Raw genomic sequence first — 12,314 nt, 5'->3', positions numbered from 1 at the left:
CGGTACGGGAAGTTTGACAGGGCACCCCGGCGGGCTTACATTGCACGGGCCCGCCACTGATACAGGAACACTATGAACCATCTATCGAAAACCGCCCTGACCTTGCTCCTTGCCATCGCCGCAAGCGGAGCCGCCAGCGCCGCCGACACCCAGCTGGCCGGCTGCGCCGCCAAGCGCGAAAGCATCCGCAGCGAATTGCGCCAGGCCAAAGAACAGGGCTTGTCCGACAAGGTCGCGGGCCTCACGCGTGCGCTTGACGAAGTCAATGCCCACTGCCGTGACAGCACCCTGGTCGAACGCCACAACAAGAAAATCGTCAAGGCGCAGGCGAAAGTCAACCAGACGGAGCGTTCGCTGCGCCTGGCCCAGGAAGCGAATAAACAGCCGAAGAAAATCGCCAAGCTGGAAGGCAAGCTGGAGAAAGCCAGGGCGGAACTGGCCGCCCTGCAGGCACAGCAACCTTAAGCTTTATCGCCCAATAGCTGATAAATGCTGGAAAAATCCAGCGCGCCAGATCCTGCCTTGCTGTGCAAACTGTATAAATTGCGCGACAAGGCGCCCAGCGGCACACTCGCTCCGCTGGCCAGCGCGCTTTCCACGGCCAGGCCCAGGTCTTTCAGCATCAGGTCGACGCCGAAGCCGCCCGTATAGCCGCGCGACGCGGGCACGTTTTCGGCCACGCCCGGGCACGGGTTGTACACGTCCAGGGTCCAGTTGCGGCCCGAGCTTTTCGCCATCACGTCCGACACCACTTTGGGATCGAGCCCATTGGCCACGCCCAGGCGGATCGCCTCGCTGGTGCCGATCATCAGTATCCCCAGCAGCATGTTGTTGCAGATCTTGACCGTCTGGCCGCAGCCCGAGCCGCCCGCATGGAAGATGGCCTTGCCCATGACGTCCAGGTAGGGCCTCGCCGCAGCCAATGCGGATTCTTCGCCGCCCACCATGAAGGTCAAGGTGCCGTTGGTGGCGCCCGCCGTGCCGCCCGAGACGGGCGCGTCCAGCATGGGCATGCCCTGCTCCTGCGCCGCGCGGCCCACCTGGCGTGCCGCCTCGGTGGAAATCGTCGAACAGTCGATCAGCAAGGTGCCTGGCCGCGCCTGCGCCAGGATGCCCGCGTCGCCAAGGTAGGCGCCCAGCACGTGGCGGCTGGCAGGCAGCATGGTGATGACGATGTCGGCCTGGCCTATCGCCGCCGCCTGGTCATCCGACACCAGGCCGCCGCCGTCGGCGAACTGCCGCACGCTGGCCGGCACCAGGTCAAAACCCGTCACCGCATGGCCTGCCCGCACGAGGTTTTGCGCCATGGGCAAGCCCATGTTCCCCAGGCCGATGAAAACGATATTGGTGCCCATGGCGTCCCCTTATTTCATCGAGATGGTGGTATTGACGCCGCTGCCGCCATCGTCCGGGGCGAACCAGCGCGCCGTGACGGTCTTCGTTTGCGTCCAGAAGTACAAGGCTTGCTTGCCGTTCGGGCCGAGATCACCCAATTTCGATGCGCGCGATCCCGTGAAACTGAAGTAGGCGACGGGCACGGGAATGGCCACGTTGATGCCCACCTGCCCCACGTCGATCTCGTTCTGGAACTTGCGCCCCGCCCAGCCGGACGACGTGAAGATCGACGTACCGTTGCCGTTCGGGTTGGCGTTGATGAAGGCGATGGCCTGGTCCAGCGTGTCTGTCTCGACGACGCACATGGCGGGGCCGAAAATCTCCTGCGTGTAGACGGAGTTCGATGCGGCCACCTTCGAGAAAATCGTCGGCCCCATGAAGTTGCCGCCTTCGTAGCCGGCCACCTTGTGTCCGCGGCCATCGAGCAGCAGTTGCGCGCCTTCGTCCACGCCCGCCTGGATCAGCTTTTCCGCCCGCTGCATGGCCGCTTTCGACACCATCGGTCCCAGGTCGGCAGTGCGGTCGCTGCCCGGCCCCACTTTCAGCGCTTGCGAGCGGGCGACGATTTCCGGCAGCCAGGAGCGGGCTTCGCCCACCAGCACCACGACGGAATTAGCCATGCAGCGCTGGCCGGCCGCGCCGAATGCGGCGCCGATCAGGTTATTGATCGCCTGTTCCTTGTTGGCGTCGGCCAGCACCACGCAATGGTTTTTCGCGCCCATCATCGATTGCGCGCGCTTGCCCGATTCGCTGGCGCGGCGGTACACATGCGTGCCCACGTGGGTGGAACCGATGAAGGACACGGCCTTGATGTCGGGATGGTCGCACAGCATGTTGACGACGTCGGCGCCGCCATGCACGACGTTCAAGACGCCGGCCGGCAAGCCCGCCTGGTACATCAGTTCGACCAGGTACATCGACGAGGACGGATCCTGCTCCGACGGTTTCAATACAAAGGTATTGCCGCAGGCGATGGCGATCGGGAACATGAAGCACGGCAGCATGACGGGGAAGTTGAAGGCCGTGATGCCGGCGCCCACGCCCAGCGGCTGGTAGATGTTGTACACGTCGACGCCGGTGGCCGCGTTTTCCGCGATCTCGCCCAGCTGCAAGGTGGCGATCGAGCACGCGTGCTCGACCACTTCCAGGCCCCGCATCACTTCCCCTTCCGCGTCGGGCAGGGTCTTGCCGTGCTCGCGCGTGATCAGTTCGGCCAAAGTCCCAATGTTTTCGCGGATCAGGTGCTGGTACTTGAGCATGATGCGCATGCGCGCCGCCAGCGGCGTGTTGCGCCAGGTTTTAAATGCTTCCTTGGCCGTGGCCACGGCCAGGTTGACTTCGTCGGGCGTGGAAAACGGCACCTTGGCGACGATTTCCTGCGTGGCCGGATTGATGACGTCGCGCCATTCGGTGCTGGTCGAAGCGTGGTGCTTGCCGCCTATGTGCAGGGGGATGGCAGGGATTTGGGTGAGGGCTTGGTTCATGGTTGAGGCTCCGGGTGTGCGATGTTCATAGGACTCGGCGGAGCAGCAGAAATCTGGGGTCAGACCCGGCGGGTCTGACCCCGGCCTTATGCTGCTCCGTCGATAGACTAAAATTATTTTTTAACGAGGTTGCAAGCCGCCGCATCCATCGGCTTGAACGCCTGGTCCGCGGGGATGGTCGACAGCACTTTCAGGTAGTCCCACGCGCCTTTCGATTCGGCCGGGGTCTTCACCTGCACCAGGTACATGTCGTGGATGACGCGGCCATCAGGGCGGATCGAGGCGTTGTTCATGACGGCATCCTTGATCGGCAGCTGGCGCATTTTGTCGGCGACGATCTTCGAGTCGTCGCTCTTGGCCGCCGCCACCGATTTCAGGTAGTGGTAGACGCTGGAATACACCCCCGCCTGCACCATCGTCGGCTTGGCGCCCTTGTTGAGCGCCTCGAAGCGCTTGGCAAATGCGCGGCTGCGGTCGTCGTAATCCCAGTAAAAGCCGTCTGCGTAGACGAGGCCCTGGGCCGTGTCCAGCCCCAGCGCGTGCACGTCCGACAGGAACACGAGCAAGGCGGCCAGGCGCTGGTCCTTGCCGCTGCCGATGCGGAATTCGCGCGCCTGCTTGATGGCCGACACCGTGTCCGCGCCGCCGTTGGCCAGGCCGATCACCTGCGCTTTCGAGCCTTGCGCCTGCACCAGGAAGGATGAGAAATCGGAAGCGTTCAGCGGATGGCGCACGGCGCCCACGACGGTGCCGCCATTGCGCTTGACGACATCGCTGGCATCCTTTTCCAGCGAGTGGCCGAACGCGTAATCGACGGTGACGAAGTACCACGACTTTTGTCCCAGCTTGGTCAGCGCCGCCGCCGTGCCGGCCGCCTGCGAATACGTGTCGAACATCCAGTGGAAGCCGTTCGGCGAGCAGTCTTCATTGGTCAGGCGCCCCGTGGCCGGGCCGCTGAACATGGCGATGCCGCCCTTCTCTTTCATCAGCTTTTGCACGGACAGGGCCACCGAGGAATTGGTCAGATCGGCAATGGCGTCGACCTTGTCGCGGTCTATCCATTCGCGCGCCTTCGAGGCGGCGATGTCGGCCTTGTTCAAGTGGTCGGCCGACAGGATCTCGATCTTCATGCCCTTGCATTCGGCCTTCAAACAATCCTCGACGGCCATCTGGCTGGCGACGACGGAGCCGCGCCCGCCCATGGCCGAATACGGGCCGGACATGTCGGTCAGGATGCCGACCTTGACGACGCCATCGGAAATCTGCGCCTGCGCGCCAAAGGACAGGGTAAGCGCCAGCGCGCCCATGGCCAGAACGGTTTTTTTCATGCGTGTCTCCAGGTGGATGGGTTTTTCTTATATGTGTAGATGCATTCTGCATGTGTAAAAATATGCACTCAAGTGAAATTAATGCATAATTCCTTTGCAAAAATGCACAGAGAGGGTTTGCCATGCTCGATTGGGACAATGTACGGGTCTTCCTGGAACTGACGCGCAGCGCCGGCCTTGTCGATGCGGCGAAAAAGCTGGGCATCGACCACTCCACCGTGTCGCGGCGCATGCGCAAGTTCGAGGAGCAGGTGGGCACGCAGCTGTTCGACCGCAACTACGTGGGCTACCAGTTGACACCCGAGGGCCATCGCCTGATGGAATACGCGGAAACCATGGAAAGCACGGTGTTTGCCGCCACCGAGGAATTGGGCGAACATAATCGGCTGCTGTCGGGCCAGGTGCGCCTGGGCGCCACCGAGGGCTTCGGCGCCATCGTGCTGGCGCCCCACCTGGCGCAGTTTTGCGGGCGGTACCCGCACATCAGCGTGGACCTGATCGCCGTGCCCCGTTTCGTCAGCCTGTCCAAGCGCGAGGCGGACGTGGCCATTTCCATCGAACGCCCCCTGTCCGGCCCGTACGTGGTGACCAAATTGTCCGACTACCGATTAAAACTGTACGCCACGCCAGCCTACCTGGCGCGCCACGCGCCAATCACCAGCGTGGCGCAACTGGCGCAGCACCCGATCATCGGCTACGTGGACGACCTGGTCTTCAGTTCGGAACTGCGCTACATGGACAACGTGGCGCCCGATTCCCTGCGCGCGTTTCGCAGCACCAGCGTGATCGCCCAGTACCATGCGGCGCGCGCGGGCCAGGCGCTGGCGATCCTGCCCTGCTTCGTTGCCCAGCAATCGAACGAACTGGTGCCCGTGCTCGACGGCGAGATCGACCTGCTGCGCGCCTTCTGGATGATTTCACCGAGCGAGCGGCGCAATATCGCCAGGGTCAGCGCCCTGTGGAATTACCTGCGCAGCGCCATCGATTTGAACCACGCCTACCTGATGGGCGAAACGGCCACGCCCAGCTGGCCAGCTTGAGCACACTGCGGCGCGCTACACTGTCGCCACATACTAATAAGGAGAACGCCATGCTGATGGATGCGAACCAGGCCGTATTGGTCATTGTCGACCTGCAAGGCCGCCTGATGCCGGCCATCCACGATGCGGGCCTCGTGCTGGCACAGAACCTGCGCCTGGCAAAGATCGCCCGCCTGCTCGACGTGCCCGTGCTGGGCACGGAACAGAACCGCCAGGGACTGGGGCCGAACGTGGAAGAGATCGCCGCCCTATGCGAACGGACCTTGCACAAGACACATTTCGGCGCCTGTTTTGACGGCTTGCAGCAGATGCTGCCCGCCGGGCGCAAACAGATCGTCGTCACGGGGTGCGAAGCCCATGTGTGCATGCTGCAGACGGCCATCGGCCTGCTGGAGCTGGGGTACGAGGTCATCATCGCCATCGACGCCGTCGGTTCGCGCCAGGGAGCCAGCCGCGACGCGGCGCTGGCCCGCCTGGGCAAGCTCGGTGCGCATCTGGTGACGGTGGAGATGCTGGCCTTCGAGTGGCTGCGAGACTGCAAGCACCCGCGCTTCCGCGACGTGCTGGCGCTGATCAAATAGCCATACTTTTACGCAGGATCAAGCCCGACCGCTGCTCATTTGCTAGCTTGGTAACAGCGCCACCATTCCGGGCGACGCGCCGTCCACATCAGCAAGGGAGCGATCATGGCCTACATCCTGCGAGGCAAGCTATGCGGCTTGATCTGTGCCGAGTGTCCTGAAGCCTTGTCCCACGTCATCGTGCGCCTGTACCGGCCGCGCGAGTCGCAAAACGTCACGGCCCTGGCCATGGCCAGCGCCAAGGAAACCTTCGCCATCCTCACGGAAGAAGAGGTGCAGGCGAAAGCACCGTTCCTGCTGGCCGAAGCGCGGACGGACGAGGACGGCAACTACAGTTTCACCTTGGCAGGCGATTACCAGGGCGAGGCCGTGGAAGTCGATATCCTGTGCCCTACCGTGCCGCGGTTGAAACCGGGGCCGAAAGACCCCGTGCCGCTGCAGTTTTCCATCACCACCATCCAGCCCCGCTGGCGCCAGGTAGAGAACGACTTCCTCGCCATCTGGGACTATTGCCTGCCGCAACGCTTCTGGTGCCTCGTGCGCGCCCGCTTCGGCGCCTGGACCATCTGCGGCCGCCTGCGCACCTGCGATGCTCCCCACGCGCCCATCGCCGGCGCCACCGTGCGGGCCTTCGACGCCGACTGGCTGCAGGACGATGCGCTCGGCGTCGCGGTGACGGACGCCAGCGGGCGCTTCCGCATCGATTATCTGACGTCGGACTTCACCTTGACGCCTTTCTCTCCTTTCATCAACGTGGAGTTCGCCAGCGGCCCCGACGTGTATTTCACGGCGCAACTGGGCAGCGTGACCATTCTGTCGGAAACGCAGGCCAACGGCCGCCAGCCGGGCCGCGAAAACGTGGGCCACTGTTTCTGCGTGGAATTGTGCTCGAAAGAAGTCTTGCCGCCCGACGTGGAAGGCGTGCCCCACTGGCAGCAGGTGGAAATCTTCGACATCCACCCGTTTCCCTCGCTGGCCGGCTTTTCCGCGCAAGGCTATGCGGGCGGCCCCGGCGCCTCGTATGTATTCGCCGGCGGCGTCACCCTGAAGGGCAATTGTCCGCTGCGCAACAGCGCCATTCCCGCCAACCCGCTCGAATACCGTTTCCTCATCGGCGAATGGTCCTGGCCCGGTGGCAGCGACGACCCGACGGTCATCCCTTCGGTGGCGCCCGCCAGCCTGGCGCCGTTGACGCAAATCCTCGGCACGCACGTCGGCTATGTGTTTTATACGAACGGGCTGGGCCTCGGCGATTCGGCGCCCGTCATCATCGATGCGGGCGATCTGAAACCGGGCGGCTGGATACGGGTGGACGGCAAGCCCGTCACCGTGGACATGCGCGACGGCACGACGGCCATCATCAACGTGGCGCCCAACATCTTCCTGCGCACCTTTGACTTGCTGACCGTGAATACGCCGGCCATCACGAGCCTGCATCCGGCCAAGCTGCCGGGCGGCTTGCCCATCCTCGACGCGGGGCGCAGCTTGACGGCGGCCGAGAGCGAACCGATACGCCGCTACCGCCTGGGCTTCGAAGTGCGCGACGGCATCAGCCTGGCGCTGGTGGCCACGGACGGGCTCGATTCCATCGTCTTCGACAACTCGCCCGTCATCGTGGCGCTGGACCTGGAAGAGTTGCGCAGCAATGCCTGCAATCCCATCGCGGGCGGCCTCGTGCATATCCTGTACACGATCGACCACCCGCATCTGCGCTATTTCAATGTCACGATTTCCAACAACAACGGCATCACGCATCCGCCGCCACCGCTGCCGGCCGCCAGCTTCACGCCTCCTCCACCGTCCAGCAATTATCTGTTCCGTGGCGGCGCGGGCGGGCCGCATTTATCGGGCAACAATGGCGGCTTCCCCGTCAACGTGGCGCTCGATCCGCCATGCGCCTACCGGGTAGCCATCGGTTGGCAGACGCGCCATTACCTGGCGTCGCCGCACAGCATTGACAGGCTGTACTGCAAATAGGCGAGCTCAGAAGTAGCGCACCCACGCCTGCTTCGACGCGCGCTTGTAATTGGCAAACGCGCGGCAAGGAAAGTACAGCACGGGCATCAGGGCCAGCGCGATCAGCCACACTTGCCAGATGTGCTCGACGCCATAGCGGGCGCCGTGATTGGCGCCCAGCACGGCCGTCAAGGTAGTGCCGATGAGCAGCAGCAGATACAGGTGCAGCAGATAGTAGAACATGGGCGCGCCGCCAAAGGTGGCGCAAGCGCGCGTGAACCAGTTATCGACGCTTTCCAGCCAGGCCATGCCCAGCAAGCCCAGGCCCAGGGTGAACAGCAGAAAGTCCAGCGACGGCGGATACTTGGTGAAGTTCAGCACGCTCATGACCGTACGCACGGCCGTGTCGCCGGCCACCCATGGCAAGGTCTCGCCATAGAGATTGAAGCCGCGCAGCACGGCCAGCAGCAGCAAGCTGCCGCCGCCGAGCGCCAGCAGCAGGCGGCGACGGCCTTCAGCAGACAGCCCGCGCGCATACAGGGGCCCGGCCGCATAGCCGAGCACAATCACGCCTATCCACGGCAGCAGCGGATAGCTGACCTTGATTTTCATGGCGCCATCGGCGACCAGGTAACCGCGTTGCAGCAGCACCGTCAGCAGATAGTAGCCAAGGCTGCCCTCTTCCGCGTGCAGCCAGGTAAACAAATGCTGGCCGGCGACAATCGCCACGCCCAGCACGACCAGCACTTTCAACGGCAGCTTGTGCAGCACGGCCAGCGCCATCATGGCCAGGCCGATGACCCAGATCACCTGCAGATACAGGATCGCCGGCGTGAAAGTGCCCATCCAGGCAAAGTTGACGAACACCAGTTCCAGCACGACCAGCAGCAAGCCCCGCTTGAACAAAAAGCCGGTAGCACTGCGCGGACCGGCGGCCGGATGCGCATACAGCCAGGCCGACAAACCCGTCAAAAAGACGAACATGGGCGCGCACACGTGGGCGGCCAGGCGCGTGAAGAATAGTGCCGGGTCGACGTGGGCCGCATCCATCGGGTCGCTGACCTGGTGATGCAAAAAGAACGTTTCGCGCACATGGTCGAACAACATGATCAGCATGACGAGGCCTCGCATGACGTCGATGACGGCGATGCGGGTGCGCAGGGTGGCGGGGGAAGTCAGGGAAACAGTCATTGGTTGATGTAAAAACTTTAGTGAGTCGACAGTATTATTTCAACCCACAGGCAAAAACTGGGGTCAGACCCGCCGGGGGAATACGCCCCAGTGGGGCGCATTCCGATTCCGAAGGAACTGACCCCGGCTCTACGCTGCTGGGTTCGAACAATTCTGTGGCATGTACAGAGTGCCACAGTCAAAACCTGTAATGCGCATTCAACGTCACCGTGCGCTCCGCCCCCGGCGCCACCCACAGCTGGCTGTAGGAACTCGCATAGTAGCTGCGGTTGAACAGGTTTTCCACGTTCAGCGCCAGGCGCAGTTTCGCCGTCGGCGAGTACGATGCCAGCAGCTTGGCCGTCGTGTAGGCCGGCAGAGTAAATTTGCTGCTGACGGCGACGTCGCCCAGACGCTCGCCCACGTATTGCAGACCGCCGCCCACGCTGGCCGTGCCCGTGCCCAGTGCGAATTGCTGCGTGGCCAGCAGGTTGGCGCTGTGGCGTGGCACGTTGGCGAAGCGGCTGCCCGTCACGATCGTATTGTCGCCGCGTGTGACGGTGGCATTGGTGTAGGCATAGGCGCCCGAGACGCGCAAGCCGCGCGCCATTTCGCCCGACACGTCGAGCTCCAGGCCCCGGCTGCCCACCTCGCCCGCCGCGATGGCGAAGTCCGTGTTGGCGGGATTGGTCGTCAGCACATTGCTCTTGCGGATGTCGTACACGGCCACGGTGCCCGTCAGCTTGCCCGTTTCCAGCTTGGCGCCCAGCTCATACGAGCGGCTGCGCTCTGCGGGAAACGCCTGGTTGGCTATGCTGATACCGCTGTTGGGCCGGAAGCCCTTGGCCGCGCTCGCATACAGCGACCACGCTTTCGTCGGCTGGTAGACGAGGCCCGCGCGCGGGCTGGTGGCCGACAGCGACTGGCGGTTGCTCACGTGCAGGCGATTGTTCCTCACGTCCTGCGTGTAGCTATCGTGGCGCACGCCGACCAGCGCCTTCCATTGCGCGCCCAGGTCGATCTGGTCCTGCGCATACAGGCCGCGCGCCCTTTGCCCTTCCTGCGTGTCGATGGACAGGGCCAGCGGATCGGCCTTGCCGCCATACACGGGATTGAAAATATCGATGGCATAGCCATTCGCGGCCGAGGGATTGCGGCGCAGCTGCACCCGGTGGTCGTCGAAATGATAGGCGTCGACACCGGCCAGCACTTCGTGCGCCAGCGCGCCCGTCCCGAACTTGCCCAGCACTTCAACGCGTGCCGACACGTCGGTGGCCGAGAAATCGCGGTGGCGGCGCTGGCGTTGCAGGGTGTGGCCATCGGCCAGCAGCCTGTTCGCCTCGGTCGAATAGCCGGTCAATTCGCTGTCGCGGTAGGAAGCGCCCGCCTGCACCGTCCAGGCGTCGGACAAGGCGTGGTGGATGAACAGCTGCTGCCCCAGCGACTTGACCGTCATGGGACCGTCGCCAGGTTCGCCCAGAAAGCGTGACACGGGGACAAGTCCCAGCTGGCCATTTACGGCGACGACGCCGCGGTCGAACGGCGCGCGCTGCCGCACGGCCTCGATTTCATACGACACCGTCGTATGCTCGCCCACCAGCCAGAGGAAGGACGGCGAAAACAGGCTGCGCTCGACTTTCACCGTATCGCGGAAGCTGTGCCCTGCTTCATGCGCCGCGTTCAGGCGGTAGGCGATGGTGCCGCTCAAGGGTCCCGTCAAGTCGACGGCGGCGCGGCGCGTCTGGAAGCTGCCGAGCGAGACATCGGCGCTGTATTCCGGCGCGAACTTCGGCTTTTTCGTCGTGATGTTCACCGTACCGCCCGGTTCGCCCCGCCCGTACAGGGCCGACGCAGGACCTTTCAGTACTTCCACTGCCTGCGTATTGCCGCCGTCGCGCATGCCGTTGTAGCCGCGGCTGGAACTGAAACCGTTGACCATATAGTCGGAACCGAAATTCGGGTCGCCCGTGAAACCGCGCATGGCGTAGCTGTCCCACAGGCCGCCCAGCGGGCTTTGTTTGGAAATACCGCTGGCCAGGTCCAGCGCGCCGGCCAAAGTCGTCACGCCCGCGTCGCGCAGCAGGTCGCCGGTCAGCACGCGCACGCTTTGCGGCAAGTCCATCAGCAAGGCGTCCGTCTTGGTGGCGCCCGTGGCGGACAGGCTGCGGTAATGCTGGCGCTCCGCCTTGACGGTGACGACGTCCTGCGCGTCGAGCTGGTCGGCGGCAGGGTCGGCTGCCAGCGCCAGGGGACTGGCGGCGGCCAGAAAAAGCGCCACGGGGCGGCGTAAAAACACGGACATGGGATTCCTGACAATGGGCAATTCAATGCAATAGGCTTGCATTATAATTGATAATCAATTCTCATTAAAGCCTTCTTCAAACATCTGCGCCAAAAACTCCACGAACACCTGCACCTTGGCCGCGCGCAGCTGACGCGGATGGAACAGCGCCCACAGGTCCGGCCCCCGCGTGCGGAACGGTTGCAGCACGGCCACGAGGCTGCCTTCACGCAGCGGCTGCAGCACGGAAACGGACAACGCCTGCACGATACCGCAGCCGGCCTGGGCGGCGGCAATCATCGATTCGATATGGTCGAAGGCCAGGGCGGCCGGCGGCGTATGCGCATATGCCGCGTCGCCCTCCTCTCCAGCCTTGGCCTGGAACAGCCAAGGCCGCACCTGGCGCGATTTCGGATACAGGAAATGCAGGCAGGCAAACTGGTCCAGCTCCTGCGGCGTGCGCGGCAGGCCATGCCGGGAGACAAAGGCGGGCGAGGCGCAGCACAGATAATCCATGTTCAGCAGGCTGCGCGCGACCAGCGACGAATCCTGCGGTTCGCCGATGCGCAGCATCACGTCGATGCCCTCTTCCACCATGTCGACCAGGCGGTCGCTGACGGTCAGGCGCAGGGAAATGTCGGGATAGGCGGCCATAAAGCGGGGCAAGGCGGGCGCCACGAGGTTGCGGCTGATGCTGCTGGGCATATCCACGCGCAAGCTGCCCGATGGTTTCCCGGCCGCTTGTTCAAGACTGGACTCCAGCGCCGCCATATCGGCCAGCATCTGGCGCGCCTGCGCGTGGCATTGCCGGCCTTCGGCCGTCAGCGACATGCTGCGCGTGGTGCGCTGCAAAAGGCGCACGCCGAAGTGTTTTTCCAGCGCCGCCACCTGGTTCGTCACGGATGAGGTCGAGATGCCCAGGCGCTGCGCCGCCTTGCTGAAGCCGCCCGCCTCGACCACGGCGCAAAACACCTGCATCGCTTCCAGCCTGTCCATGCATTCCCTCCTGTTTGACTACGATTATCCACGATATCGAAATAGTGCATGGGGCCGGGATCCGTTTTTCTTTGCACCACCCC

General features: G+C 63.8%; 10 protein-coding genes. 4 read left to right on the top strand and 6 right to left on the bottom strand.

Annotation, left to right across the window (positions count from 1 at the left end):
* The first annotated feature begins 72 nt into the window (after positions 1-72).
* A complete protein-coding gene (locus tag MRBLMS1_RS13230) occupies positions 73-465 on the top strand; it encodes a DUF1090 family protein (RefSeq protein WP_230519499.1) in 393 nt (130 codons plus the stop codon).
* Here the strand turns inward: MRBLMS1_RS13230 and mmsB are convergent.
* The 3 genes from mmsB to MRBLMS1_RS13215 all read right to left on the bottom strand — a co-directional run bounded on the left by mmsB (position 462) and on the right by MRBLMS1_RS13215 (position 4,207).
* Complete coding sequence (gene mmsB / locus MRBLMS1_RS13225; RefSeq protein WP_485879688.1) at positions 462-1,355, bottom strand: 3-hydroxyisobutyrate dehydrogenase; 894 nt, start codon at positions 1,353-1,355, stop codon at positions 462-464. The genes MRBLMS1_RS13230 and mmsB overlap by 4 nt on opposite strands.
* Before the next feature lie 9 nt (positions 1,356-1,364).
* Positions 1,365-2,879, bottom strand: coding sequence for a CoA-acylating methylmalonate-semialdehyde dehydrogenase (locus tag MRBLMS1_RS13220; protein WP_485879687.1), 1,515 nt, complete (start codon positions 2,877-2,879; stop codon positions 1,365-1,367).
* Positions 2,880-2,992: 113 nt separating this feature from the next.
* Positions 2,993-4,207, bottom strand: coding sequence for an ABC transporter substrate-binding protein (locus tag MRBLMS1_RS13215; RefSeq protein ID WP_485879686.1), 1,215 nt, complete (start codon positions 4,205-4,207; stop codon positions 2,993-2,995).
* A 122-nt stretch (positions 4,208-4,329) separates the two neighbouring features.
* Here MRBLMS1_RS13215 and MRBLMS1_RS13210 point away from each other — a divergent pair, with 122 nt between their 5' ends.
* The 3 genes from MRBLMS1_RS13210 (at position 4,330) to MRBLMS1_RS13200 (ending at position 7,805) form a co-directional block, all read left to right on the top strand.
* Positions 4,330-5,247, top strand: a complete 918-nt coding sequence (locus MRBLMS1_RS13210; protein ID WP_034757572.1) for a LysR family transcriptional regulator — start codon at positions 4,330-4,332, stop codon at positions 5,245-5,247.
* 50 nt (positions 5,248-5,297) lie between these two features.
* Complete coding sequence (locus MRBLMS1_RS13205) at positions 5,298-5,828, top strand: isochorismatase family protein (RefSeq protein ID WP_230519502.1); 531 nt, start codon at positions 5,298-5,300, stop codon at positions 5,826-5,828.
* Between the two features lie 105 nt (positions 5,829-5,933).
* Positions 5,934-7,805, top strand: coding sequence for a transthyretin-like family protein (locus MRBLMS1_RS13200; protein ID WP_485879685.1), 1,872 nt, complete (start codon positions 5,934-5,936; stop codon positions 7,803-7,805).
* A 6-nt stretch (positions 7,806-7,811) separates the two neighbouring features.
* Here the strand turns inward: MRBLMS1_RS13200 and MRBLMS1_RS13195 are convergent, their stop codons facing one another.
* From MRBLMS1_RS13195 to MRBLMS1_RS13185, 3 genes are all read right to left on the bottom strand, one after another.
* Complete coding sequence (locus MRBLMS1_RS13195; RefSeq protein WP_485879684.1) at positions 7,812-8,975, bottom strand: acetyltransferase domain-containing protein; 1,164 nt, start codon at positions 8,973-8,975, stop codon at positions 7,812-7,814.
* 178 nt (positions 8,976-9,153) lie between these two features.
* The gene (locus MRBLMS1_RS13190; RefSeq protein WP_485879683.1) at positions 9,154-11,256 is read right to left on the bottom strand and encodes a TonB-dependent siderophore receptor; all 2,103 of its coding nucleotides are present in this window, start codon (positions 11,254-11,256) and stop codon (positions 9,154-9,156) included.
* Between the two features lie 54 nt (positions 11,257-11,310).
* Positions 11,311-12,231: a LysR family transcriptional regulator gene (locus MRBLMS1_RS13185; RefSeq protein WP_485879682.1), complete on the bottom strand. Its 921-nt coding sequence runs from the start codon at positions 12,229-12,231 to the stop codon at positions 11,311-11,313.
* Between the last annotated feature and the right edge of the window lie 83 nt (positions 12,232-12,314).

The organism is Massilia sp. LMS1-1-1.1 (assembly GCF_040815535.1).
GTDB classification, from domain to species: Bacteria; Pseudomonadota; Gammaproteobacteria; order Burkholderiales; family Burkholderiaceae_D; genus Janthinobacterium; species Janthinobacterium aestuarii.
The sequence above is the reverse complement of the archived record's forward strand: the minus strand, read 5'-3'. Positions and strand labels throughout refer to the sequence as shown.

What these genes read in the sequence shown, in the direction of transcription:
- MRBLMS1_RS13205 (WP_230519502.1), top strand. Translation starts at nt 5,298, where the DNA reads ATGCTGATGGATGCGAACCAGGCCGTATTGGTCATTGTCGACCTGCAA.
- MRBLMS1_RS13210 (WP_034757572.1), top strand. Translation starts at nt 4,330, where the DNA reads ATGCTCGATTGGGACAATGTACGGGTCTTCCTGGAACTGACGCGCAGC.
- MRBLMS1_RS13200 (WP_485879685.1), top strand. Translation starts at nt 5,934, where the DNA reads ATGGCCTACATCCTGCGAGGCAAGCTATGCGGCTTGATCTGTGCCGAG.
- MRBLMS1_RS13185 (WP_485879682.1), bottom strand. Translation starts at nt 12,231, where the DNA reads ATGGACAGGCTGGAAGCGATGCAGGTGTTTTGCGCCGTGGTCGAGGCG.
- mmsB (WP_485879688.1), bottom strand. Translation starts at nt 1,355, where the DNA reads ATGGGCACCAATATCGTTTTCATCGGCCTGGGGAACATGGGCTTGCCC.
- MRBLMS1_RS13230 (WP_230519499.1), top strand. Translation starts at nt 73, where the DNA reads ATGAACCATCTATCGAAAACCGCCCTGACCTTGCTCCTTGCCATCGCC.
- MRBLMS1_RS13215 (WP_485879686.1), bottom strand. Translation starts at nt 4,207, where the DNA reads ATGAAAAAAACCGTTCTGGCCATGGGCGCGCTGGCGCTTACCCTGTCC.
- MRBLMS1_RS13190 (WP_485879683.1), bottom strand. Translation starts at nt 11,256, where the DNA reads ATGTCCGTGTTTTTACGCCGCCCCGTGGCGCTTTTTCTGGCCGCCGCC.
- MRBLMS1_RS13220 (WP_485879687.1), bottom strand. Translation starts at nt 2,879, where the DNA reads ATGAACCAAGCCCTCACCCAAATCCCTGCCATCCCCCTGCACATAGGC.
- MRBLMS1_RS13195 (WP_485879684.1), bottom strand. Translation starts at nt 8,975, where the DNA reads ATGACTGTTTCCCTGACTTCCCCCGCCACCCTGCGCACCCGCATCGCC.